General features: G+C 69.9%; 21 protein-coding genes and 2 pseudogenes. 8 read left to right on the top strand and 15 right to left on the bottom strand.

Annotation, left to right across the window (positions count from 1 at the left end; translation table 11 throughout):
- Nucleotides 1-136: 136 nt before the first annotated feature.
- The gene (locus IEY89_RS01655; RefSeq protein ID WP_189145383.1) at nt 137-913 is read right to left on the bottom strand and encodes an SDR family NAD(P)-dependent oxidoreductase; all 777 of its coding nucleotides are present in this window, start codon (nt 911-913) and stop codon (nt 137-139) included.
- Nucleotides 914-1,155: 242 nt separating this feature from the next.
- Between IEY89_RS01655 and IEY89_RS01650 the strand changes: the two genes are divergently transcribed.
- The gene (locus tag IEY89_RS01650) at nt 1,156-1,896 is read left to right on the top strand and encodes a hypothetical protein (protein WP_189145382.1); all 741 of its coding nucleotides are present in this window, start codon (nt 1,156-1,158) and stop codon (nt 1,894-1,896) included.
- An 89-nt stretch (nt 1,897-1,985) separates the two neighbouring features.
- Nucleotides 1,986-2,777: a hypothetical protein gene (locus tag IEY89_RS01645; RefSeq protein WP_189145381.1), complete on the top strand. Its 792-nt coding sequence runs from the start codon at nt 1,986-1,988 to the stop codon at nt 2,775-2,777.
- Nucleotides 2,778-2,839: 62 nt separating this feature from the next.
- Here IEY89_RS01645 and IEY89_RS01640 read toward each other — a convergent pair whose 3' ends face one another.
- The 6 genes from IEY89_RS01640 to IEY89_RS01615 all read right to left on the bottom strand — a co-directional run bounded on the left by IEY89_RS01640 (nt 2,840) and on the right by IEY89_RS01615 (nt 10,486).
- Nucleotides 2,840-3,499, bottom strand: a complete 660-nt coding sequence (locus IEY89_RS01640) for a helix-turn-helix transcriptional regulator (RefSeq protein ID WP_229695029.1) — start codon at nt 3,497-3,499, stop codon at nt 2,840-2,842.
- Nucleotides 3,500-3,705: 206 nt separating this feature from the next.
- On the bottom strand, nt 3,706-4,620 hold the full coding sequence (locus IEY89_RS01635; protein WP_189145379.1) for an LLM class F420-dependent oxidoreductase: 915 nt from the start codon (nt 4,618-4,620) through the stop codon (nt 3,706-3,708).
- A 259-nt stretch (nt 4,621-4,879) separates the two neighbouring features.
- The gene (locus IEY89_RS01630) at nt 4,880-7,207 is read right to left on the bottom strand and encodes a hypothetical protein (RefSeq protein ID WP_189145378.1); all 2,328 of its coding nucleotides are present in this window, start codon (nt 7,205-7,207) and stop codon (nt 4,880-4,882) included.
- 66 nt (nt 7,208-7,273) lie between these two features.
- Nucleotides 7,274-8,122, bottom strand: coding sequence for a PP2C family serine/threonine-protein phosphatase (locus IEY89_RS01625; RefSeq protein WP_189145377.1), 849 nt, complete (start codon nt 8,120-8,122; stop codon nt 7,274-7,276).
- A gap of 2 nt (nt 8,123-8,124) precedes the next feature.
- Entirely contained in the window at nt 8,125-8,967 is an 843-nt protein-coding gene (locus tag IEY89_RS01620) for a vWA domain-containing protein (RefSeq protein ID WP_189145376.1), read from the bottom strand.
- A 253-nt stretch (nt 8,968-9,220) separates the two neighbouring features.
- Nucleotides 9,221-10,486 (bottom strand): amidohydrolase family protein, encoded by a 1,266-nt coding sequence (locus tag IEY89_RS01615; protein WP_189145375.1) that lies wholly within the window; start codon nt 10,484-10,486, stop codon nt 9,221-9,223.
- 209 nt (nt 10,487-10,695) lie between these two features.
- Between IEY89_RS01615 and afsR the strand changes: the two genes are divergently transcribed.
- The gene (gene afsR / locus IEY89_RS01610) at nt 10,696-13,719 is read left to right on the top strand and encodes an SARP-family global regulator AfsR (RefSeq protein ID WP_229694996.1); all 3,024 of its coding nucleotides are present in this window, start codon (nt 10,696-10,698) and stop codon (nt 13,717-13,719) included.
- Nucleotides 13,720-13,955: 236 nt separating this feature from the next.
- The gene (locus IEY89_RS01605; RefSeq protein ID WP_189145373.1) at nt 13,956-14,156 is read left to right on the top strand and encodes a hypothetical protein; all 201 of its coding nucleotides are present in this window, start codon (nt 13,956-13,958) and stop codon (nt 14,154-14,156) included.
- Between the two features lie 105 nt (nt 14,157-14,261).
- Here the strand turns inward: IEY89_RS01605 and IEY89_RS41820 are convergent, their stop codons facing one another.
- The 7 genes and pseudogenes from IEY89_RS41820 to IEY89_RS01570 all read right to left on the bottom strand — a co-directional run bounded on the left by IEY89_RS41820 (nt 14,262) and on the right by IEY89_RS01570 (nt 17,941).
- A complete protein-coding gene (locus IEY89_RS41820; protein WP_189145707.1) occupies nt 14,262-14,462 on the bottom strand; it encodes a hypothetical protein in 201 nt (66 codons plus the stop codon).
- A 91-nt stretch (nt 14,463-14,553) separates the two neighbouring features.
- Nucleotides 14,554-14,796 (bottom strand): annotated as a pseudogene (locus IEY89_RS41815) (ATP-binding protein); the annotation flags it as partial.
- Nucleotides 14,797-14,867: 71 nt separating this feature from the next.
- Nucleotides 14,868-15,041: a hypothetical protein gene (locus tag IEY89_RS01590; RefSeq protein ID WP_229694995.1), complete on the bottom strand. Its 174-nt coding sequence runs from the start codon at nt 15,039-15,041 to the stop codon at nt 14,868-14,870.
- Nucleotides 15,038-15,409, bottom strand: a complete 372-nt coding sequence (locus IEY89_RS01585) for a fic family toxin-antitoxin system, toxin component (RefSeq protein ID WP_189145372.1) — start codon at nt 15,407-15,409, stop codon at nt 15,038-15,040. The genes IEY89_RS01590 and IEY89_RS01585 overlap by 4 nt, the downstream gene beginning before the upstream one ends.
- Complete coding sequence (locus IEY89_RS01580) at nt 15,406-15,633, bottom strand: hypothetical protein (RefSeq protein ID WP_189145371.1); 228 nt, start codon at nt 15,631-15,633, stop codon at nt 15,406-15,408. Before IEY89_RS01580 ends, IEY89_RS01585 begins: the two co-directional genes overlap by 4 nt.
- Before the next feature lie 433 nt (nt 15,634-16,066).
- Nucleotides 16,067-16,234, bottom strand: a pseudogene (locus IEY89_RS01575) (CsbD family protein); the annotation flags it as partial.
- A 123-nt stretch (nt 16,235-16,357) separates the two neighbouring features.
- The gene (locus IEY89_RS01570) at nt 16,358-17,941 is read right to left on the bottom strand and encodes a FadD3 family acyl-CoA ligase (RefSeq protein WP_189145370.1); all 1,584 of its coding nucleotides are present in this window, start codon (nt 17,939-17,941) and stop codon (nt 16,358-16,360) included.
- 110 nt (nt 17,942-18,051) lie between these two features.
- Here IEY89_RS01570 and IEY89_RS01565 point away from each other — a divergent pair, with 110 nt between their 5' ends.
- The 4 genes from IEY89_RS01565 to IEY89_RS01550 all read left to right on the top strand — a co-directional run bounded on the left by IEY89_RS01565 (nt 18,052) and on the right by IEY89_RS01550 (nt 21,456).
- Nucleotides 18,052-19,236 (top strand): lipid-transfer protein, encoded by a 1,185-nt coding sequence (locus tag IEY89_RS01565; protein ID WP_189145369.1) that lies wholly within the window; start codon nt 18,052-18,054, stop codon nt 19,234-19,236.
- A 9-nt stretch (nt 19,237-19,245) separates the two neighbouring features.
- Nucleotides 19,246-19,662 carry a Zn-ribbon domain-containing OB-fold protein gene (locus tag IEY89_RS01560; RefSeq protein ID WP_189145368.1) on the top strand — a complete coding sequence of 139 codons (417 nt, stop codon included), beginning with the start codon at nt 19,246-19,248 and terminating at the stop codon, nt 19,660-19,662.
- The gene (locus IEY89_RS01555) at nt 19,659-20,429 is read left to right on the top strand and encodes an enoyl-CoA hydratase/isomerase family protein (protein WP_189145367.1); all 771 of its coding nucleotides are present in this window, start codon (nt 19,659-19,661) and stop codon (nt 20,427-20,429) included. The genes IEY89_RS01560 and IEY89_RS01555 overlap by 4 nt, the downstream gene beginning before the upstream one ends.
- A 67-nt stretch (nt 20,430-20,496) precedes the next feature.
- Entirely contained in the window at nt 20,497-21,456 is a 960-nt protein-coding gene (locus tag IEY89_RS01550) for an alpha/beta fold hydrolase (protein WP_189145676.1), read from the top strand.
- 125 nt (nt 21,457-21,581) lie between these two features.
- Here IEY89_RS01550 and IEY89_RS01545 read toward each other — a convergent pair whose 3' ends face one another.
- Nucleotides 21,582-23,009 carry a vanadium-dependent haloperoxidase gene (locus IEY89_RS01545; RefSeq protein ID WP_229694994.1) on the bottom strand — a complete coding sequence of 476 codons (1,428 nt, stop codon included), beginning with the start codon at nt 23,007-23,009 and terminating at the stop codon, nt 21,582-21,584.
- Between the last annotated feature and the right edge of the window lie 142 nt (nt 23,010-23,151).

Below are 23,151 nucleotides of genomic sequence, written 5' to 3'. Positions count from 1 at the left end.
GGAGGTTCACCGTCCCCAGTAACCGTTCCCGACGTTCCCGATGTTTCTGACGCAGCGTCAGATTTGTTGGGTCGACTGTTCCACCGGCCCCCGGGACCGTCAATAGCTGACGGTCAGTCAGATACGGTCGGGTCGGTCAGACGACGGAGACGCCCGCGAGCCAGCCCCCGTCGATCACGAACGGCTGCCCGGTGATGTACGAGGAGTCCTCCGAGGTGAGGAACAGCGCGAGCCGCGCCACCTCGTCCGGCCGCCCGATCCGCCCCAGCGGCACGAGCTTGCGGTACAGCTTGTCCAGCCCCTGCGAGGCGCCCTCGGCGTCCGCGTCCGGGTCGAGTACGGCCGGGTTGGACATCGCGGTGTCGATCGCGCCCGGGCACATCGCGTTGACGCGGATCCTCCGCCGCGCCAGTTCCAGCGCGGCGACCCGGGTGAGCCCGACGATGGCGTGCTTGCTCGCCGCGTACGCCCCGACCGCCGCCATCCCGGTCACCCCGGTGTACGAGGCGGTGTTGACGATCGTCCCGCCGCCCGCGGCGGCGATGCGCGGCGCGACCGTCCTGATCCCGAGGAAGCAGCCGACCTGGTTGACCTGCACGACCTGCATGAACTCGTCGAGGGGCGTGTCGAGAAGGGTGTTGAAGCGGAGGATGCCGGCATTGTTGACCAGCCCGTCGACCCGGCCGTACGCCTTCTCGGCGGCGGCGACGGCGGCCTGCCAGCCCGCCTCCTCGCGTACGTCGAGATGGACATACAGGGCGCCCAACTCCTTTGCCAGGGACTCCCCCTGGTCGTCGAGCACATCCGCCACGACCACCCGCGCACCCTCCGCCACGAAGAGCCGGGCCTCCTGCTCACCCTGGCCACGCGCCGCGCCGGTGACGAGTACGACCCGTCCGTCGAGCTTGCCCATGCGGAACCCCTTCGCAGCGTTCACATCGTTCGGATCGGTGGAGGCCAGCATCGTACCGCCGGATCTGACGATGCGTCAGAGGCGGCGATCGAGTGTGCTGTGTGTGCGAGAGCACACCCCAAGTAACCGAGGAGTAGGGATATTTGACCCTGTCGCGAACCCACAGGTGACACCAATAATTATTCACGAACAGGCAAAGCGGTCACCAAGGAACACCAGAGGAACACCAGGGACGGAGCGGCATGGCCAAGAGGCGTCTGAAGAACAAGAAGGTCCGGCTCGTGGCGGTCGGATCGGCGCTCGCGACCGGTGGCGCGATCATCGCCCTCCTTCCGTCGGCGAACGCGGCCGAGGAGAAGACACCGGAGCAGATCATCACGTTGTGCGAGAGGGCCAAGGTACTCAACGGTAAACAGCAGGACATCTTCGACTTCGGCGGACACCCGATCGCCGGACCGAGTTTCGAGTCCGACAACTGCAACTACGTCGAGACGAATTTCGAGTCGTTCGACGGCCCCACGGAGAAGGCCTCGATCGACTTCCCGAACTGCGAACCGAACGCCACCGAGCCGGCGAAGGTCTCGATCACCTGGAAAGCGACCGTGGCCCAGGGTTCGGGCAAGTACACCGCGACCCAACAGGGCGCCGGCGGCGGGCTCTTCGGCTTTCTCAGCGGGTCATGGCTCAAGCACAAGGGGACCAGCGACATGACCGTCAAGTCCGTGACCGCCGGCGACACGGAGAACCGCGAGGTTCCGGTCGGCAAGGTCCTGCACATGGAGTTCACGCCGAAAATGCAGCGCATGACGGGCGAATGGCGGGTGCGGATCGACGCCAACCCCGGGAGCTTCGCCGTGAACCCCTCGCCGGAGAAGAACTTCGTCGCGTCGGAACTCGTCGAGGGACCCGCTGTCCTGCCGGGCGCCGCCGGAGCCGCCGGCATCGCGGACGGGGTCGTCAAGCCCGTCCTGACCGACTGCTGACGGCACCCCCCATGTCCCGCTTCCCTCCCCCACTCGTCCCACCTGGCCAAATGCCCTCAACTCCGCCATTCCCCGCAAGGAGACGCACGATGACCCGCACCAGCCGCAAGGGCAGTCACCGGAGCAAGAAGAAGCGCATTGTCATCGCCATGGCTCCGGTGGTGGCCATCGCGGTGGCCGTTCCGCTGATGAACCAGGCGGGTGCCGCCACCCCCTCCGAGGTGACCAAGGACTGTGCGGAGAACTCCGCCAGGCTCGACAACTGTGAGTTCGTCGACGTCCAGTTCAAGAGGGACAACCTCGGGCCCAACAAGCGCGTTTCCACCATTACCGACAACTGTGGTTCCACCAGTGCCCTGTCGAAGAGCTTCAGTGTGTCCGCGTCGGTGACGAGGTCCATCACGCTGGAGGACGGTTTCACCGCTTCCGCCGACTCGAAGCTGGGAAACTCGTTCTTCGAGATCGGCGCCAAGTTCAACACGACGGAGATCGACCTCAAGCGTGACGACACCGGTACCGGATTCGACTTCTCCCGGACCGACACCGTGAAAGCCAACCACATCGGGTTCTTCATGTGGTCGGAGAAGCGGACCGACGTGAGCGGATTCCTCAGGGCCACGTACAAGGACGAGCAGGACGGCCAGAAGGTGTTCTTCTCACCGAGCGAGGGCGGCACGAGCGTGCACGTCTTCTATCCGCAACTCCTGAAGAACGGCACACCCGACGGACGCCTCTGGCTGCGCAACGTCGAGTGCGGAACCCCCCAGGCCAACGGCCTCCAGAACGCGGAGAACAGCAGCAGGGCGGAGCCCGGATTCGGCGAGGGCGGCGAGAACGTCACGGACGTGGATATCCCCGTTTCGGAGATTCCGGCGCCGTAGCGGTCTCCGGTTATCCGGTTATCCGGGACGGAATGCAGCGAACAGGGCGACACCGGTTGTTCTCAGGTGCGAACAGCCGGAGTCGCCCCCAGCCATCTCAGCACCGCGTCCGTACTCCCCCTGGCGTCCAGCTTGGCGTAGATGTTGCTGAGGTTGTTGCGGACGGTCTTCTCGCTCAGCGTCAGCCGCAGCCCGATCTCCTGGGCGCCGAGGCCCGTCGACAGCAGCTCCATGATCTGCCGCTCGCGCGGCGAGAGCAGACTCCGCAGCCGCTCCATCGCCACCCCGGCGACGGACACGCCGCCCGCCCCCTCCCGGGACACCCGCTGGGCCCCCTCCCGGAGGGCGGCGCACGCGATCGGCGAAAGGTAGGTGTGCCCGACGGTGGCCGCCATGACCGCCGAGGCCAGCATGCAGGTGCAGTAGTCACCCTCGACGAGATAGCCGGCCCCGCCCCGGAACACCTCCACCACGGTCTCCGTGTCCCGCCGGGGACTGACGACGATCACCGGCACACTCACGGCCCCCATGGCCTTCAGCAGCACCGGAAACGCGGTCGCCGGCTCCTCGCAGCGCAGGACGACGACGTCCACGGCGCCTTGCTCCCGCAGTTCCCGGTAGGGCGGGTCCAGGCGCAACGCCCGCTCCACGTACGGGTCGTCGGGCTCGGGCCACCCCTCGTGCGGCCACTCGCCCTCGGCGCAGGCGAGCGCGACGGACAGCCTGGGCGAGGACGCGGGCGAGGACGCCGGTGAGGGTGAGGAGGTGCGTGAGGAGGGGTCGACGAGCCGGGAGGTGCGCACCGTGCATGTCCTTCCGCCGGAACCATGACGCCCGTACGTTCATACGTACGCACCCCAGCGTGGACATGTTCAAAGATTCAAAGAGAGCCGGTCAGGCTGTCAGACAGGTTCCCCTCCCTCCCGTTCTACAGCAGCGGGCCCACATCCTCCCCGAACTGCCGTATCTGGTCGGTGAGTTCAGTGAGACTCCGGCTTCGGAAACGCACCTGGATCTGGTCCACCCCCATCGCTCCGTACGCTCGTAGCGACTCGGCGAGGGCCTCCGGTGCCCCGCTGATCGTCCGCCGCCCGACGTCCCACCCGGGCTTGCCGACGTACAGCGGCTCGGTGATGGCTCCGACGGTGAACGGACCCTGGACGGCGGCCTCTTCGCGCAGCCGCCGGATGCGTGCGATCTGGTCCGGGAGGCGGTCGCGCGGGTCACCCTGTGGCAGCCAGCCGTCGCCCTTGAGCGCGGCCCGGCGTACGGCGACGGGGGACGACCCGCCGACCCAGAGCGGTACGCGTTCCTGCGCGGGCCGTGGACGCTGACCAAGGCCCTCGAAGTCGTACAACTTGCCGTGGTGCTCCGGGAACTCGTCCGGGCCGAGGGCGGCGCGCAACGCGTCGATCGTCTCGTCGAGCACGGCACCCCGGCGCTCGAAGTCGGCCCCCAGCGCCTCGAACTCCTCCTGTACGTGGCCCGCCCCGACCCCGAGGATCAGGCGCCCGCCGGAGAGGTGGTCGAGGGTGGCGTACTGCTTGGCGGTGAGGAGGGGGTGGCGGAGGCCCACGACGGCTACGTGGCTGAGGAGTTGGACGTGTTCGGTGACGGCTGCGAGGTGGGCGAGGGTGGCGACGGGGTCGTACCAGACGGTGCTCATCGCGGGGGCGAGGCGGCGTGGGATGGCGACGTGGTCGCAGCTTGCCAGGTAGGCGAAGCCGGCGCGGTCGGCTGTGCGGGCGATGTCGAGGAGGTCGGCGGGGGTGGCCGAGGTTTCCCAGGGTTCGGTGTAGAGGGTGGACTGGGACTGGATGGGGAGTTGCATGCCGTAGGTCATGGGCGCGGGTCCCTTTCCCTTTCCCTGACAAGAATCTGACGGTCCGTCAATACGGACCGCGAGGGCCATCGTCATGGCTGACGCATCGTCAGGCAAGGGGGCCCGGTGACCGACCTTCGTTCTTCGCCCCCCGCCGCCCCTACCCGTCCCATCCCTGGGAGCTGCGCCCCCGGACGGGCTGGGAGTGCCTGAGCCCGCGCTAGACACAGACGGCGAACGGGCGGGTGGGAAAAAGGAACGGCCGGGGACGGATGCCGCCTCACCGTCCCGTCACCAGGAACCGTACGTACCTGCCCACTCCCAGCGCCCCCCGAGCCTCCCCTCGCACAACCCCCAGTTCCGCCTCCACCCTCCCCCGCTCCGCCTCCGCCCCCGCCAACTGCTTCTGCTGCTGGAGGAGTTCGGCACGCCTGCGCTGCGTGTCCATCGCTCGCTGCTGGCGTTGGCCGGTGAGGCGCCCGCGTTCGTCGGTGATGCGCTGCTGAAGGGCGGCCTTCTTCTGCAGTGCCTCGGCCTCCGCCTGCTTGATCTCCGCCTTGTGGGTCCGCCGGAGTGCGGCGATGTCCGCCTTGATCTGGGCCTTCGCCGCCGGCGGCACCGTGGTGGGCGCGGACGCCCTGGCCCGGTGTTCCAGGCCCTGCCGCCAGTCACTCAGGGCGGTGGCCCGGGCCTCGCCGATGCCGGGCACCCGTATCCGCTGGCCGCCGGGACGCACCAGGTACACGACGGACGGGTTGTGCGAGAAGTCCACGCCGATGAAGTCCGCCGCGGTGCGGATCCCCGCGTCCTGGAGTGCCTGCACCATCTTGTTGCCCATGTTGCTGAGCGACCGTGCGTCCTGGATCGACGTCCTGCGCAGCTTGTCCTGGATGTGCGCCCTGATCGCGGGCTCCAGCGCCTTGTCGACCCGGCGCCGCTCCTTCGCCGCCAGCCCCGCCAGTTGCTGCTGGGCCTGGTCCGTACGCCGGTTCAGGTCCATGGTGATACGGGCCTGGCCGTCGCGCAGTTCGAGCTGGAGGGCCTGGACACGCTGGTCGGAGGCCGTGTTGTCCTTGGCGATGGCGTCGTCGAGGACGCGGATCTCCTTCTCCAGGCGCTGATGGAGGCTCGCCGGGTCGGCCAGCTCGCGCGAGCGCCGTTTGAGCTCGCGTACCCGCTTCCGCGCCGCCCGGTACTCGGGGCGCCGGCGTCGGCCGAACCCGACCAGGGCCGCGGAGGTGAGCAGGGCTACGCCCTGTGCGGCCGGCAGGACGTCCACCGGCTGGGCCGCGGCGAGGACCAACGCACCCGGCACCGACGTACTGAGCAGCGCGCCGAGAGCCGCGGCCAGGTCACCGGCGCTGCGCCCGCCGAAGCCGGAGAGCCCGGCGCGCCCACCGGCGGGCTGCTGAACCGGGCTCTGCGTGACACCCGGGGCAGCGGTGGACGCGGCTATGCGTCCCGCCATCCAGGCCGGCACCCCGGACGCGGATGCCCCGGAGGCGGCCGGCGTCCAGGACGTGACCGTGGGCCGGCTGCCGCCCAGGCCGCCCCCGGCCCCGTAGCCCCCCGCACCCGATGCCGAGGCTGGGGCTGGGGCCCTCCGTTGCGCCGGGAGCCGCACGGCGTCGGCGGTCAGGGGCGGCAGGGCGGACGTCGGCCTGCCGAGGAAGCCCTTGACCCGGCCGGCCACGTCCCGTACGCGCCGGTCGGGGTGGCTCAGCAGGACCGGCCAGGCCAGTGAGGTCGCCGGTTCCTTGAAGTCCATCTCGGAGAGGATGAGGAACTCGCCCTGTCTGTCGTGGAGTTGGGTCCACAGGCCGGGGTCCGTGGCGACGGCGAGCAGGGCCAGTTCGATGGTCCAGGCGGAGAAGCGGTCCATGGCGGGGCCGAAGTCCGCGGCCGTACGGGAGGGGGACTGGTAGTTGCGGTGGCCGTTCTCGGTCGCCTGCTCGCCGCGCAGGGCGGGGACGTACATGCCGTCGTAGTCGACGAGGCGGAAGGTCGCGTCGGCGGCGACGAGGAGGTTGCCGTGCTGGAGGTCGCCGTGGGCGATGCCGTTTTTCTCCAGGTCGGCGGTCATGGCCAGGAACCGGTCGGCGAGGGAGTGCAGGGCGGCCGGGTCGTGCAGGTTGCCTTCGATCCAGTTGATGAGGCCGGTGCCCTGGACCCAGGTCATCTTGACCGCCGGGTACCACTCCCGGCCGACCAGAACGCCCTGCTCCAGGAAGTCGAACCCCACCGGCCACGGCTGGGACAGACCGCCCGCGCCGGGACCGCCGAGTCCGCCGAGCGCCGTACTGATGGCGGAGTAGCGCTTGCCGAGCGTCGCGCTGTCCCGGGTGAAGCACTTCAGCGCGTACCGCTGCCCGTTCGTCGCCGTGACGGAGAAGACGCTGGCGAAGTTCCCGGAGATCGGCTTCGGGCCCAGCACCGGGCTCTGTTGAACCGTGCCGTGCTTCAGGTCCGGGTCGCTGAAGCAGAGTTCGGGGTGCTGCAACGCCTCCGCGTAGTTCGCTCCCGTCGGGAACTTCCTGGCCGATCCGGCACCGGGACCATGACCGGAACCGGGGCCGTGACCGGGGCGACCGTCGCGGGACACCGCCATTCGTGCCTCCCCTCTCGCCACCGTCCGGAAGAACGCCCCACCGTCATACGGGTATACGGATGACCGTCACACTCTCGCTCGGACGAGGGTCACATCGTCGTTGCGCATCCGGGCGCGCGCCCGCTGGTCGTCCACCCAATCGGCGAAGTCCTGCTGGTCGAAGGCGGCGAAGGCCGGGAGAGCCGAGGCCTGTTCAGCCTCGCCCCCTGCCTTCCGGGACAACATCCAGGCCGCCAACGCATCGGTGGTGAGCAGGAGTTCGTCGCCCGGCAGCAACTCCCCGTGAGCCACCCGCATCCGCTCCGCGACCAGCCGCACATCGTGGTTGCGGCTGCCCAGCAGCTGGGGCGTGATCCCGAACTCCTCGACCGCGCACAGCGGAAAGGAGTCGAGGAGGCGCCCGTCGCGCAGCTGGAACAGACAGCTGTCGCCGAGGGCGAAGGCGTACCAGAACCAGCGGGTCGTGCCGTCCTCCAGGACGGTGGCCCGGATCTCGGCCCCCAGCACCGTGGCGAACGCCCCTTTTTCCAGGCCGGGTTGCTCGTACCAGGTGATGGGTCTGCCCTGGGCGGCTCGTTCGGCCTGGTAGCGGGTGAGGAAGGCGTCCCAGTGCAGTGCGGAGCGTTCCATCAAGTCCCGGACGAACGTGGCGAGTTCCTCCCACCAGTCACCGGCGAGCCGCATGGACTCGACGGCGTCGGCGACGAGGAGCGTGGCCCAGTCACGGGCGAGCAGGCTCTCCGAGGCTCCGTCGGACACAGCGGCGTACAGCGACGCGACGGCCCGTCCGGCGCTGTCGACGCCCGCCTCGTCGGACTGCCAGGAGTACGCGGCGTCCTCGCACTCCTGCTCGCTGCTGCCCGACTTCTGCGTCCACAACCACTGCGCCCGCGGCAGCGCCGGGATGTCCCCCATGGTCAGCGCAGCTCCGTCGCACGGGTACCGATGTCGAGGAACTCCACGATGGAGACGATGTCGGCGTTGTAGACGAAGCCCCGGGTCGACTCGCTGACGCGGTGGCCCTGGGAGGCGGCGTACGAACGCATGTGGCTGGGCAGGACGCTGGACATCTGGAACAGCAGCTTCGCGTACGTGTCCGGCAGCGCTTCCTCGCTGTCCGGGAACGTGATGGGGGCGCCGCCGCTGCCGGAGACGTGCAGGTTGAAGAGGAGCACCGGGCCGTCGGCGGTGGCGTGCGAGGCCAGGCCGATGGCGGCGCTGGTCGGGTCGCCGTCGGTGGACTCGCCGTCGGTGAGGTTGAGGACGATGGGCGGGAATCCGCCGGGGTGCATGTCCACCCAGTGCCCCACCAGGGTGTTCGCGTAGCCTAGGGCCCGGGTCATGGGCGTGCCGCCGTTGGTGACCGGGTCCATCCACACCGGGAACTGCACGGACGTCTCGACCAGACCCCCGGCGCCGTCCGACACCTTCTTGGTACGGCTCTCCACCCGGGCCGGGTTGTTGGCGACCTCGCTCAGCGGAACGAGGTCGCGGCCGGCGAGGGTGCCCTGGTAGGCGGAGCCGACGCGGTTGTGGCCGTAGCCGATCACGGCGACGTGGAAGTAGTCGCGTACGCCCTCTTCCTTGGCGCACTTGACCGACAGTTCCGTCAGCAGCCGGTTGATGGCGTTGGAGACGACCTCGGCCCGCGGCTGTGTCGTCTCACCGCTCTCCATGGGGTCGCTCATGGAGGCGGACTGGTCCACGAGGAAGATGAAGCATCCTGGGTTGGTCCGGCTGATCTCTGCGGTGTACGGCAACGGACGTCCCCCGTTTGTCCCTGTGCGGTCGCCAGGGGGACGGTCACGTCCGGCAGCGCGTCTTCACCATCCGACCACTTGGCCCCCCAAGGGAATTCACGGTACCGGATGACCAGCCGCTCCATGGGGGGCTACGAGGGAATCCGCTGATACGTGCCCCGGGCTCCCCCCGGCACTGCCCGCGCGGTGCCGGGGGGAGCCCCTGAGCTGCCCGTGAGTCGCCCGCAAGCTGCCCGTGAGCTGCCCGCAGTGCTCAACTCCCGGGATTCCACAGCCCGTCCGGCGTCAGCCCCAGCAGCTCGATCGCGTTCCCTCGGACGATGCGCTCCACGACCTCCGGGTCCAGATGGCCCATCTGTGCCTCGCCGACCTCGCGCGAGCCGGGCCAAGTGGAGTCGGAGTGGGGGTAGTCGGTCTCGTAGAGGACGTTGCCGACGCCGATCGAGTCGAGGTTGCGCAGCCCGAAGGCGTCGTCGAAGAAGCAGCCGTAGACGTGCTCGGCGAACAGCTCGGACGGCGGACGGTGGACCTTGTCGGCGACTCCGCCCCAGCCCCGGTTCTCCTCCCAGACCACGTCAGCGCGCTCCAGGATGTAGGGGATCCAGCCGATCTGGCCCTCCGCGTACATGATCTTCAGCTGCGGGAAGCGTTCGAACTTGCCGCTCATCAGCCAGTCGACCATCGAGAAGCAGCAGTTGGCGAAGGTGATGGTGGAGCCGACGGCGGGCGGGGCGTCGGCGGAGGTGGACGGCATCCGGCTGCTGGAGCCGATGTGCATCGCGATGACGGTGCCCGTCTCCGCGCAGGCGGCGAGGAACGGGTCCCAGTCGTCGCCGTGGATCGAGGGCAGGCCGAGGTGCGGGGGGATCTCGGAGAAGGCGACCGCGCGCACGCCCCGGGCCGCGTTGCGCCGGACCTCGGCCGCCGCCAACTCGGCGTCCCAGAGCGGGATGAGGGTGAGCGGGATGAGGCGGCCCTGCGCGGCCGGGCCGCACCACTCGTCCACCATCCAGTCGTTGTAGGCGCGTACGCCGAGCAGGCCGAGTTCGTGGTCCTCGGCCTCGGTGAAGGTCTGGCCGCAGAAGCGCGGGAAGGTCGGGAAACAGACGGCGGACTGGACGTGGTTGATGTCCATGTCGGCCAGCCGCTGCGGGACGTCGTACGAACCAGGGCGCATCTGCTCGTAAGTGATGACTTCCAGCTTGATCTCGTCCCGGTCGTAGCCGACGGCGGTGTCGAGGCGGGTGAGGGGGCGGTGCAGGTTCTCGTAGACCCACCAGTCGCCGATCGGGCCGTCGTCGCCGGGTTCGCCCATGACGGGCTTGAACCGGCCGCCGAGGAAGGACATCGACTTCAGCGGCGCGCGGACTATGCGCGGGCCTGTGTCCAGGTACTTCTTCGGCAGCCGGTCCTGCCAGACATGGGGTGGCTCCACCGTGTGGTCGTCCACCGAGATGATCTTCGGGAAGGTGTCGGCCGTCTCCGTACCCTCCACCGCGCTGTCCACAGTCGTCTCCATAAGGGCACGGTAGCGCCGATCTGACGAACCGTCAGCTGCGCGACGGCACGTCCCTTCCTGTTCCCATTGCGTGGAACCCTGTGCGAAGACCGTGTGAGAAGCGTGCAATACCTCGCACGCGGCCTGTGATCGCCGTCTCCGGAGCTGACGCACATGCCATGGACAAGGCAAACTGCTGTTCTAGTCATGATGTTCGGCAGGGAGCGGTGATGGGTGACATACCGGCTGTACCGCGGGTGCCGGCACAGCGGGATCCCAGGGATACGCCGGTGAGATCCCCGGTGGACTCCTCGGCTGATTCCCCGGCGGCGCTGCGCTTCAGCGTGCTCGGGCCGGTCCGGGCCTGGCACGACGACGAGCCACTGCCCACCGGTTCCCCGCAGCAACGGGCGCTGCTGGCCGCACTGTTGCTGCGCGAGGGCCGGACGGCGACGGCGGCCGAGCTGATCGACGCCCTGTGGGGCGACGAGCCGCCCTCGCAGGCACTGGCTGCCGTACGGACGTACGCGTCGCGGCTGCGGAAGGTGCTGGGCGCCTGGGTGCTGGTGAGCGAGTCGGGCGGGTACGCGATCCGTTCGCTCGCGGAGGGCGCGCTGGATCTGACGGTGGCGCAGGAACTGGCCACGGAGGCGGAGAAGTCCAGGAGCGCCGGGGATCTGCGCCATGCCCGGGACGCCCTCAACCAGGCGCTGGACCTGTGGGACGGGCAGCCACTGGCAGGCCTCCCGGGCCCGTACGCCGAAGCGCAGCGGGCCCGGTTGGAGGAGTGGCTGCTCCAACTCCTTGAATCCCGCCTCGACATGGACCTCGAACAGGGCTGCCACGCGGAGTCCGTGAGCGAGTTGACCGCCCTCACGGCCGAACACCCCCTCCGTGAGCGCCTGCGCGAGCTGCTGATGCTGGCGCTGTACCGCAGCGGTCGGCAGGCCGAGGCGCTGGCGGTGTACGCGGACACGCGCCGCCTCCTCGCCGACGAACTCGGCGTCGACCCCCGGCCCGGCCTCAGGGAGCTGCAGAAGCGCATCCTCCAGGCGGACCCGGGACTCGCCGAGCCCTCCGCCCCGCTCGCGCCCGAAGCGGCCCCCGCGCCCGTCCGTCCCGCCCAACTCCCCGCCACTGTTCCGGACTTCACGGGTCGCGCCGCCTTCGTCTCCGAGCTGAGCAAGGTCCTGGCGTCCGCCTCGTCGGCGTCGTCGGCGCAGGGCCGGGTGATGGCCGTGTCCGCGCTGGCCGGTATCGGCGGCGTGGGCAAGACGACCCTCGCCGTCCATGTGGCCCACCAGGCCCGTTCCGCCTTCCCCGACGGGCAGTTGTACATCGACCTCCAGGGCGCCGGTATGCAGGCGGCCGAACCGGAGACGGTCCTCGGCACGTTCCTGCGTGCCCTCGGCACCGCCGACTCGGCGATCCCCGACTCACTGGAGGAACGCGCGGCCCTGTACCGCTCGGTGCTGGACGGCCGCCGGATCCTGGTCCTGCTGGACAACGCCCGCGACGCCGCCCAGGTACGCCCGCTGCTGCCGGGCACGGAGGGCTGCGCGGCCCTGGTCACCTCCCGGGTACGGATGGTGGACCTGGCCGGTGCCCATCTCGTCGACCTGGACGTCATGTCCCCCGAGGAGGCCCTCCAGCTCTTCACGAAGATCGTGGGCGAGGAACGGGTCGCCGCCGAACGCAAGGCCGCCCTGGACGTGGTGGCGGCCTGCGGTTTCCTGCCGCTGGCGATCAGGATCGCGGCGTCCCGGCTGGCGGCGCGCAGGACGTGGACGGTGTCCGTCCTGGCGGAGAAGCTGGGCGACGAACGCCGACGCCTGGACGAACTCCAGGCCGGCGACCTCGCCGTGAAGGCGACCTTCGAACTCGGCTACGGCGCCCTCGACCGTCAACAGGCCCGCGCCTTCCGTCTGTTGGGTCTGGCCGACGGCCCCGACATCTCTCTCGCGGCGGCAGCGGCCGTACTGGATCTGCCGGTTGACGACGCGGAAGAAGTCCTGGAGTCCCTGGTGGACACCTCGCTGCTCGAATCGGCGGCTCCGGGCCGCTACCGCTACCACGACCTCGTACGACTCTACGCGCGTGCGTGCGCGGAACGGGACGAACACCCGCCCGGCGAGCGGGCACTGGCCATGTCACGCCTCCTCGACTTCTACCTCGCGACGGTCGCCGCGACCTACCGGATCCAGCGCCCCGAGGACAGGCTCGTCGACCATCTGGAGCACGCGGAGTACCCCGGGCTGGCGTTCGCCGACAGCCACGCCGCGCAGGACTGGGTGCACGCGGAGGCGGTGTGCGTGCTGGCCTGCGTCCGGCAGTCCGCGACCCGGCCGGACACGCTGCGCCGCGCCGCCGACGTGCTGTGGGCGGCGGTCGAACTGGCCGAGTCCGGCACCAACTCCAAGGAGTACGAGGCGGTCGCGGCGATCGTGCGGGACGCGGCCCGGGCCGCCGGTGACCCCCGTACGGAAGCCCGCGTCCTGACCGCGATGGCCTTCGTGCACTGCTTCTCGGGCAGCCGTTTCGATGTCGCCATCCAGGAGTCGGAACGGGCGTCGGAGTTGGCGCTCGCGGCCGACGACCGTCTCACCGCCTGCTGGTCGTCCAACATCAGCGGTGTCGTGGCCCTCTACCAGAACCGGTACGACTCGGGCGAGGCCCACCTCACCCGGGCGATCGAGAGCTTCCGCGACTGCGCGGACCGCCCCGGCGAGGCCAGCGCGCTGTGCAACCTCTCCCGCATCCACCTCGCCACGGGCCGCACCGACAGCGCGGTCGCCCTGGCCGAGCAGGGCACGGCGATGTACGACGCGATGGGCCACGCCCTGCGAGGAGCGAACGGCCGGTACGCACTCGGCCTGGCACTCACCCAGAGCGGCCGGTTGACGGAAGCCGCCGGCCATCTCGACGAGGCCCTGCGGGTGTTCCGGGACAGCAGGCAGCGCCTGTGGGAGGGCATGACCCTGTTCCGCCTCGCCGAGGTCGATCTCGCGGCGGCCCGTTCGGCACGGGCGGCCACCAACGCCGAGCAGGCGCTGACGGTGCTGCGCGGCATCGGCGGCGAGTGGCGGCGGGGCAACGTCCTCACGGTCCTCGGCCGCGCCCTGCACGGCATCGGCCAGCTGGACCGCGCCCAGGTGTGCTGGCAGGACGCGCTCGGCATCTTCGAGTCACTGGAGGCACCGGAGGCGGACGCGGTGCGCGGTCTGCTGGGGCGGGCGACATGTACGAACTGCTGACGGTTGCCCGGCCGAAGCCTCGGGCGTTCGGCGTTCATCATTCGTTTATCGCGGTCCGGCAGGCTCGTCCCTGTCGAGCCGTCGCGTCGGGGGGCAGGCGGAACGACAGGGGGCCGGACCTCTTAAGGTGAACCGGCCCAGGGCCCGCCCCGCAGTCCGCGGGGGAGTCGCGGGGCGGGCCCTCAGTCCACCGGTCACCATCACAGGCCGGTCACCATCACAGGGGAGACAGCAAGATGAGCGACGAGAACAAGCCGAACGACATCCACGCGACGAGCGAGCCGGCCACCGCCACCACCCTGGGCGACATCCACGCCACGACCGAACCGGCCAAGAAGACCAAGGCCACGGCGACGGTCCTGGGCGACATCCACGCCACGACGGAACCGGCCACCGCCAAGCCGAACGACATCCACGCGACGGACGAGACCGTCTGAGCCACTGGCTTCGACACTCCAACTGACGTACACCTGCATGGGGAACGACCGCGGCGGCGCGGAGGGGGAGCCGCCGCGGTCGTGGTGTGTCCGGGGCGGGGCGGGTCAGGCATCCATCGGGGTGGCGGAACCACGCTCACACTCGCGGTCACGGTCACGGTCACGGTCACGGTCGGCGAAGATACGGCCGGCTTCCCGCCGTTCGGCCTCCGCCGCCGCCAACTCCGCCTCGGTGACCGGCCCGCCCTTCTCCTCCATCCACGCCACCAGTTCCCCCAGCCGCGCCTGCTCCCACCGACGCTCCATGGCCCGCGGGACACCGGCGCCCGCCACCTCGCACGACCACCGTCTTGCCCACGGCCTCGATCTCCACGCCCCACCGCACGGCGAGGGCGCCCAGCAGCGCCAGCCCACGCCCGGATCCATCGCCCCCTGTAGCGCTGAGCAGCACGGGAAGGGCTCGCGGGTCAGGATCACTCACCTCCACCCGGATACGAGCGCCGTCCACACAGGCCACCCGCACGGAGACGGGCGTCCCCTCCCCCACATGCCGGATCACGTTGCCGACCAACTCGGTGGCGCGCAACTGGACGTCCGCACCCACTCGCCCGTACGCGTCCTCCCCGAACCACTCCCGCACGGCTCGCCGCAGCTCCGGCAACGCCTTGGCGACGGCCAGCGGTTCGGCTCCGAAGTCCGTCGTCGCCGCGTTCACTGCCCCGGCGCGTTCCTCAGCACGGCGGCCAGCTTCAGGGCGGTGGCCGCGTTACGGCCGCCCAGCTCGACCAGTCCCATCGGCAGGCGGTAACTCCCCGCGAAACTCGGCAGATCGATCCGCAGGGACGGCAGGGCAACCCCCCGCCGCCCGCTCGCGAAGGCCCTCACACAGCCCAGGACTTGAGCAACTCGGCCACGCTACGGACCGTGCAGCTCTCCCTCTTCAGCTCGTTCGCGAGTGCGGAGACCCGCTGCTGATCGAGTTTGGCCGGGATCCCGGAGGCGACGAGGTACGCGTGGGCGACCGCGACCGCCACCTTGAGATTCGACGTCTCCAGCCAGCGCATTCGGCCGAGGGAGAGCGCGAGGGCCGCCGCCTTGGCGTACGGCCCCTGGTAGACCTCCTGTCCGACGAGTACGGCGCGCTGCCGCTCGACGGCCGCGAGGGGAACGCCGTAGTCGTCGACGGCCGGATCACCCTGCCCCGCACGCTGCGCAACCTGCAGAATCCACGCGAGGTCGACGTTGACATTCACGTACGGGGCTCCTCCTGCTCCCCCTCGATCTCGTCCAGGAGATCGCCGTACTCGTCGAGCACTTCCTGCGCTGCCGCCATGAAGACAGCACGCACCTGCTCGTTGTCGTTCCGAATGAGCTGCTCGACGTACTCGTTGACCGGTATACGCCTGGTCTCCGCCGCGTGCCGGGCCATCTCGGCGGTGTCGTCGTCCATGCGGATGTTGATCTGTGTCTTGGCCACAGAGCGAAGATACCAGGTGATACCAATCGCGTTCTCGGCCTGCAGCATCCCTCCCAGGATCGTCAGACGGGGTACCAACGCGCGCAGCCATTCCCGCGGGGCGTAGACCGTGATGAGGCCGTCCGGAGATTGATCCTCAGCGAAGACACCACAGCGCAGATCCCGACAGCTCGCGGGAGGCGTGCCACCGGGATCAGCGGACGTGTGCTTACTTGGGCTTGGCCACACTCTTCGGCTTCGTCACGCCCTTGGGCTTCGTCACACCCTTGGGCTTCGTCACTGCCTTCGCCTTCGTCACTGCCTTCGGCTTGGCCACGCTCTTCGGCTCGGCCGCGCTCTTCGCCTTCGTCACTGCCTTCGGCTCGGTCACACCCTTCGCCCCGATCGCGCCCTTGGACTTGGCCGCGCCCTTGGGCTTGGTCGCGTCCTTGGGCTTGGTCGCGTCCTTGGCCTTCTCCTTGGCCGCACGCAGGTCCCCCTTGGACTCCTCGGCCTGCCCCTTGGCCTTCAGGGACTTGTTGCCCACCACGCCGCCGGCCACCTTCTTGGCCTTGCCCTTGGCCTGTTCGCCCTTGGCCTTGGCCTTCTCGTCCACAGCCACAGTCACTCATCTCTGTCTCACTCGAAGGAACCTTCTCCCCTCCGTCTCGCCTCAGATTCCCCTCCCAAACGGGGAAGGCTCACTGCCTCGTTTCGGCAGGACCGGCCATCCGTCCCCTACCGGTTACCGCCCCGCCCGCAACTCCCCCTTGACCACCTTCCCGCTGGCGTTCCGGGGCAGCCCGCCCACGAACTCGACCGCCCTCGGCACCTTGTAGTTGGCCATCTCCCGTCGGGCCCAGGCGATCAGGTCGTCCCCCGTGAGGGACACTCCCGGCCGCCGCACCACGTACGCCTTGCCGACCTCGCCCAGGCGTGGGTCAGGTACGCCGATCACCGCCACGTCCGCCACATCCGGATGCAGTCCCAGCTGCTGCTCGATCTCCGCCGGGTACGCGTTGAAGCCGCCGACGATGAACATGTCCTTGAGGCGGTCGGTGATCCGGAGGTTGCCGTCGGCGTCCAGCACGCCGACGTCACCCGTCCTCAACCACCCGTCCCCCGTGATGACTTCGGCCGTGCTCTCCGCGTCCTCGAAGTACCCGCGCATGACGTTGAAGCCCCGGACCAGCACCTCCCCTGGCTCCCCCACCGGCGCCTCGACCATCACCTCGACCCCGGGAACGGCCCGCCCGGACGTCGACGCGATCACCGGTGCCGCGTCTCCCCGGCGGCACATCGTCACGATGCCGCTCGCCTCGGACAGGCCGTACGCCGTCAGGACCGTGCCCACGCCCAGCTCCGTACGCAACCGTTCCACCAGCCGCAACGGCACCACCGCCGCCCCCGTCACCACCAGCCGCAGGCTCGACAGGTCGTACGCGGCCCGGGAAGGGTGGTCCAGGAGCGACTGAAGCAGAGTGGGCGGGCCGGGGAGGACCGACACCCGCTCCGCCGCCACGTTCGCCAGCACCGTGTCGACGTTGAACACCGGCTGCGGGATCAAGGTCGCGCCGCGCATCAGGCACGCCAACACCCCCGCCTTGTAGCCGAAGGTGTGGAAGAACGGGTTCACGACGAGGTAGCGGTCTCCTTCTCGCAGTCCCGCCAGCTCGCTCCAGATCTCGTACGCCCGCAGCGACTGCGCGTGCGTGATCACCGCCCCCTTGGGCCGGCCCGTCGTGCCCGACGTGAAGACGATGTCCGACGGATCGGAGCCCTTCACCTCTTCCGCCCGCGCCCGGACGACCCGCGCGTCCACCCCGTCGCCGCCCGCCAGGAAGTCCTTCCAGGTGCGGAACTCGGCCGGCGCGTCCTCCCCCAGCACCACCACGTCCGTCAGCTCCGGCAGCCCCGGCAGGGGCCCGTCACCGTCGCCACTGCCCGCCGCCCTCCGCAGCGAGGCCACGTACGACGTGCCGAGGAACGTCCCCGTCACGAACAGCAGCCTCACCCGGCTGCGCGCCAGTACGTACGCCGCCTCCGCCCCCTTGAAGCGGGTGTTCAGCGGTACGAGCACCGCGCCCGCCGACACCGCGCCCAGCGCGGACACCATCCAGTCGAGGGAGTTGGGCGCCCAGATCGCCACCCGGTCACCGGCCGCCACCCCGCTCGCGACACAGGCCGCCGCCGCCCGCTCCACCCGCGCGCCCAACTCCGCGTACGAGACGCGCGTACGTCCGTCCACGACCGCCTCGGTGTCGCCGTACCGCTCCACCGCCGCCCGGACCAGCCCCGGAATGCTGCCCCACTCCACGTCACCGCGCACCGCGAGCCTCCCCACAACACCCCACCGCACAAGAGCTGACTGACCGTCAGATTAGCTGTAACCTGACGCCCTGTCAGCAGCCGGGCACGCGTGCGGAGGTGTGTGCAGTCATGGCAGTCGCACCAGACATGGCAGGTATCAGGGGCGTCACCGGCATCAAGGACGCCACCGCCGTCGCCGGGATCGGCCAGACCGCCTTTGCCCGGCAACTCCCCGAGAACGAACGGACGTTGGCGTGCCGTGCAATCCTCGCCGCGCTCGACGACGCGGGCATCGCGCCCGCCGAGGTCGACGCCCTCGCCTCGTACACCATGGAGGAGACCGACGAGGTCGAGGTCGCCAAGGCACTCGGGCTCGGTGATCTCACCTTCTTCTCCAAGGTCGGCTACGGCGGCGGCGGTTCCTGCGCCACCGTCGCCCATCTCGCCGCCGCGATAGCCACCGGACAGGCCACGGTCGGCGTCGCCTGGCGGTCACGGAAGAGGGGCTCCGGGCCCCGCCCCTGGCGGAACACCAGCGCCCAACTCCCCACCCCGGCCCAGTGGACGCGCCCCTTCGGGCTGCTGCGCCCCTCCGACGAGATCGCCATGCTCACGCGCCGCCACATGCACGAGTACGGCACGACCCGCGACCACCTCTTCAACGTCGCCCTCGCCTGCCGCAACCGGGCGAACCAGAACCCGGCCGCGATCATGTACGACCGTCCGCTCACCCGCGAGATGTACATGACCTCCCGCTGGATCAGCGAACCCCTCTGCCTCTTCGACAACTGCCTGGAGACGGACGGGGCGTTGGCCTGTGTGGTCGTGTCGGCGGAGCGGGCGCGGGACTGCCGCCGGACCCCCGTCTACATCCACTCCGCCGCCCAGGGCCTGCCCGCCCAGCACCACGGCATGGTCAACTACTGGAACGACGACCCGCTGACGGGCCCGGCCTGGACAGCCGCCCGACACCTCTGGAAACACGCCGACTTCACCCCGGACGACGTCCAGGTCGCCCAGCTCTACGACGCGTTCACCGCCCTCATCCCGCTCTCCCTGGAGGGCTACGGCTTCTGCGGACGCGGCGAGGGCGGCGCCTTCACCGAGGGGGGCGCCCTGGAGAGCGGCGGCCGGCTGCCGATCAACACCGGCGGGGGCGGCCTCAGCGAGGCGTACGTCCATGGCTTCAACCTCATCACCGAGGGCGTACGGCAGCTGCGCGGCACCAGCACCGCCCAGGTCCCCGGCGCCTCCACCTGCCTGGTCACCGCGGGCGAAGGCGTACCGACTTCGGCCCTGTTGCTGAGAAGTTGAGGAGCTGAGATGCTGACACCTGTCGTCGACGAAGACGGCGCCCCCTTCTGGGGGTACGCGGCCCAGGGCGAACTCCGCGTCCAGGCCTGCGCGGACTGCGCCGAACCCCGCTTCCCGCCCCGCCCCTGCTGCCCCCACTGCCAGTCCTTCGCGAGCGAGTGGCGGGCGGTCAGCGGACGCGGACGTGTCTGGTCGTACGTCGTCCCGCATCCGCCGCTCCTCCCGGACTACGCCGAGCTGGCCCCGTACAACGTGATCGTCGTCGAGCTGGCGGACGCACCCCGCATCCGGCTGGTCGGCAACCTGGTCACCGGCCCCGACGCACCGCTCAACTCCTTTCCCCCCGACCGGATTCGCATCGGCGCACGGGTGCAGGTCGTCTTCTCCTCGGCCGGGCTTCCGCAGTGGATCCTGGAGCGCCCGTGAGCCTGAGCCTGTCGGCCGACAAGGACACCGGGGTCGCCGTCGTCACCCTCGACCGGCCGCGGAAACTCAACGCCCTCGACCTCGCCACCGCTGGCGAACTGGCGGCAACCTGGCGGGAGTTGCGCTTCGACGACACCGTAAGGGCCATCGTCCTCACGGGAGCGGGCCCACGCGCCTTCTGCACGGGCCTCGACCGCGACGCGACCGTCCCCCAGCCCGGCTCGCCCTACATGGTGGACGACCCGCTCGAAAGGATCGGCCCGAAGGCGAACGACCTGTGGAAACCGGTGATCGCGGCGGTGAACGGCATGGCGTGCGGCGGCGCCTTCTACCTCCTCGCGGAGTCGGAGTTCCTCGTCGCCGACCCGGGCGCGACGTTCTTCGACCCGCACACCACGTACGGCATGGTCAGCGCGTACGAGTCGATGGGCATGGCGCAGCGGATGCCGTACGGCGAGATCGCGCGGATGGCGCTGATGGGGACTGCGGAGCGCGTGTCGGCGGCGCGGGCGTACGAGATCGGCCTGGTCAGCGAAGTCACCGAGCCGGGTGGGTCGTTGGCGGCCTCCGTGGAGCGCGCCCGTGTCATCGCGTCGTACCCGCCGGAGGGGGTGCAGGGCACGGTACGGGCGGTGTGGGCGGCGAAGGAGGCGGCCCGCGCGCACGCGCTCGCGTTCGCCCCGCACCTGGTCCGCCTCGGCAACCTCCCGGGCGACCGGCAGGCGGAACTGTTCGCGGCAAGGACCCCGGATTTTCGATTGCGATAGCAACGCATACCCTTTGCGCATGGCTGAGAACCGCACAGTGGTCGAGCACCACAAGGTCGAGCACCGCATGGTGGACGTGAACGGCGTCCGGCTGCACATCGCGGAGGCGGGCGAGGGTCCGCTCGTCGTGCTGCTGCACGGGTTCCCGGAGTCCTGGCACTCCTGGCGCCACCAGTTCGGGCCACTGGCCGCCGCCGGTTTCCGGGTCGTCGCCCCGGACCAGCGCGGATACGGCGAGAGCGACCGCCCCGAGGACGTGTCCGCGTACAGCATCCTGCACCTGGTCGGCGACGTGGTCGGGCTGATCCACGCGCTCGGCGAGGAGACGGCGTACGTCGTCGGGCACGACTGGGGCGCGCCGGTGGCCTGGCACACCGCCCTGCTGCGCCCGGACGTCGTGCGTGGGGTGGCGGGTCTGAGCGTGCCGCCGCCGTTCCGGGGCGAGCACCGTCCCCTGGGCGTGATGGACGCGATGTTCGGCGGCCGTTTCTACTGGAACTACTTCAACCTCCCCGGCGTCGCCGACGAGGAGCTGGCCCGCGACCCGCGTACCACCCTCCGCAAGGCCCTGTACGGTGCCTCCGGCGACAACCCCGACTCCGGCTCCGGCAAGCAGCCGCTGGTCGAGCCCGGCCAGGGCTGGCTGGCGACGATGCCCGACCCGGAGAAGCTCCCGGTCTGGCTCACGGAGGCGGACCTCGACTCCCTCACCGACAGCTTCGCGGGCAGCTTCACCGGCGCCCTCAGCTGGTACCGCAACATCGACCGCAACTGGGAGCTGACGGCGGCCTGGCACGGGGCGGTGGTCAGCCCGCCCGCGCTGTACGTGTACGGCGACAGGGACCTGGTGCCGGCGTTTCCCGGGACGCCCCAACTCATCGAGAAACTACCGGAGTTGATGCCCAATCTGCGGCGCGATCCGGTGGTGCTGAAGGGCTGCGGCCACTGGACGCAGCAGGAGCGGCCGGACGAGGTCAACGCGGCGCTGATCCCGTTTCTCACGGAGTTGAGGGACGCCGCGAGCTGAGCGCGTTGCGAAGAACGGAACTCCTGCTCGATGAGCAGGAGTTCCCTCCAAGCCGCGGCGCCGCCTCAGATGATCCGATCCCGATCCCGATCCCGGTCGGTCCAGGTCACCTTTCGGGCCTTGGCCTAGAACTCGCGCAACTTCGTGGTGAAGACGTGGGCTGCGACCTTGTCACCGAGGGTGAGTCCGTCCTCCGCGTCCCACGGGAAGTGGACTCCGAGCCAGACCCTGCTGTAGGCGTCCTCGGTGGCCGCCGCGCTGAAGCTGGTGAAGTGGCGGGTCTTCACCGGTGACTGAGGGTCGTCGGTGGTCATGTCGAAGGCGATGTTGTCGCTGCCGAAGTAGCGCTTCATCACCCCTGCCCAGGCCGCGCCGAACGTCGCGTGCCCCGAGGCCCAGGCCGGGAAGCACGGAGTGACGTTCACGCCCGCCCGGGTTTTCAGCAGCGGCTTCCACTCCGGGTCGAGCCCGCCTTCCCGGATCGCGGACACCGGCCGCCACAGGTCGATCGGTGTCAGGAACTTCACGTCCCGTACCGCGATCCCGGCGTCCGCCATGGCGAGGGAAACGAGCGCGAACAGCCGAGCGTTCTCGTACGTGTTCAGGCCGCGGGCCTCGGCGACTTCCCGGGTCGCCTGAAGCAACTGGCCCGGCGGCTTGTAGGTGCCGTCCAGATCGTTGGCCCAGAACCAGGCCGCCGCCTCCTGCTCCGGCGTCCGGTTGACGACGGGCGTACGCGCGGTCGGTCTGTCCGCGCCGGCCGACCGCACCGCCTCGACCTGAGCCTTGTAGGCGTCACTGGCCAGCAGCTTCTCGTACGTCCCGTACAGGCCCGGGTTCGCCGGACGGAACTGCGACCCGGAGGTGAGGGCGAAGGGCTTCACCTCGCCCCAGAACGGTGTGACCGCCTGGCTGTCGCGCTCGCACGAGGGATCGGGCATGTCCGGGTAGCTGGTGGGCCGCCACGCGCCCGGCTTGTTGTCGCCGACGTACACCTTGTCGTTGTCGGAGCCGTCGCCGTTTCGCGCGTTCCTCATCTGCGTGACCATGCGGTTGACCACCGTGACGTCGAGCAGATCGAACTCGGTGGGCTTGGTGCCGAACCGCTCGAGGAACTTCGAGTCGAGGAACTGCGTCTGGTCGCCGTACAGCCCCAGCAGGATGTTGTACGCCGTACGGCCGATCACCCGTTCCTCCTCGTCGGGACCCTCGACCCAGCCGTCGTACCTGTGGGCGTAGATGTACTGCTCCGAGGTGATCTTGCCCTTCCACTTCAGCTGGTACGAGCTCTCCGCGTCGTAGATCGCCGCGTTCAGCATCGCCGCGGAACGGGCCATCGGCCCCGGTCCGCCACCCTCACGCCGGATGACCTGGAGCAGGACGTCGTTCCAGTAGTGGACGGGATCGGCGATCTGCTGTTGCGGCAGCGCCGCCTGTGCCGGCTGTGAAGCGACGGTGAGCACGCTGCCGGTGGTGGCCAGCACCGCCGCCGTGGCCAGCACCCGGCGCCACATCCCCGTGCTCGGCCGGGCAGATCTGGTCTTCGTGGACATATCAACTCCCTGATTTTGTACAGACGTTGGTGTGCGGTAGGGCCCTCCTGGTCGGTCCGGGCTCACACTCGACGGATGATCCGTTCGAACGCGACGGGCGGTTTCCCGCCCGCCGCGTTGTGGCGCCGCTTCGTGTCGTAGA

The sequence above is a fragment of the Streptomyces lacrimifluminis genome (assembly GCF_014646095.1).
Taxonomy (GTDB): domain Bacteria; phylum Actinomycetota; class Actinomycetes; order Streptomycetales; family Streptomycetaceae; genus Streptomyces; species Streptomyces lacrimifluminis.
The sequence above is the reverse complement of the archived record's forward strand: the minus strand, read 5'-3'. Positions and strand labels throughout refer to the sequence as shown.

Excerpts from the sequence above, each read along its gene's own strand:
- IEY89_RS01655 (WP_189145383.1), bottom strand. The coding sequence starts at position 913 with ATGGGCAAGCTCGACGGACGGGTCGTACTCGTCACCGGCGCGGCGCGT.
- IEY89_RS01650 (WP_189145382.1), top strand. The coding sequence starts at position 1,156 with ATGGCCAAGAGGCGTCTGAAGAACAAGAAGGTCCGGCTCGTGGCGGTC.
- IEY89_RS01645 (WP_189145381.1), top strand. The coding sequence starts at position 1,986 with ATGACCCGCACCAGCCGCAAGGGCAGTCACCGGAGCAAGAAGAAGCGC.
- IEY89_RS01635 (WP_189145379.1), bottom strand. The coding sequence starts at position 4,620 with ATGACCTACGGCATGCAACTCCCCATCCAGTCCCAGTCCACCCTCTAC.
- IEY89_RS01630 (WP_189145378.1), bottom strand. The coding sequence starts at position 7,207 with ATGGCGGTGTCCCGCGACGGTCGCCCCGGTCACGGCCCCGGTTCCGGT.
- IEY89_RS01625 (WP_189145377.1), bottom strand. The coding sequence starts at position 8,122 with ATGGGGGACATCCCGGCGCTGCCGCGGGCGCAGTGGTTGTGGACGCAG.
- IEY89_RS01615 (WP_189145375.1), bottom strand. The coding sequence starts at position 10,486 with ATGGAGACGACTGTGGACAGCGCGGTGGAGGGTACGGAGACGGCCGAC.
- afsR (WP_229694996.1), top strand. The coding sequence starts at position 10,696 with ATGGGTGACATACCGGCTGTACCGCGGGTGCCGGCACAGCGGGATCCC.
- IEY89_RS01605 (WP_189145373.1), top strand. The coding sequence starts at position 13,956 with ATGAGCGACGAGAACAAGCCGAACGACATCCACGCGACGAGCGAGCCG.
- IEY89_RS41820 (WP_189145707.1), bottom strand. The coding sequence starts at position 14,462 with ATGGAGCGTCGGTGGGAGCAGGCGCGGCTGGGGGAACTGGTGGCGTGG.
- IEY89_RS01565 (WP_189145369.1), top strand. The coding sequence starts at position 18,052 with ATGGCAGTCGCACCAGACATGGCAGGTATCAGGGGCGTCACCGGCATC.
- IEY89_RS01560 (WP_189145368.1), top strand. The coding sequence starts at position 19,246 with ATGCTGACACCTGTCGTCGACGAAGACGGCGCCCCCTTCTGGGGGTAC.
- IEY89_RS01550 (WP_189145676.1), top strand. The coding sequence starts at position 20,497 with ATGGTGGACGTGAACGGCGTCCGGCTGCACATCGCGGAGGCGGGCGAG.
- IEY89_RS01545 (WP_229694994.1), bottom strand. The coding sequence starts at position 23,009 with ATGTCCACGAAGACCAGATCTGCCCGGCCGAGCACGGGGATGTGGCGC.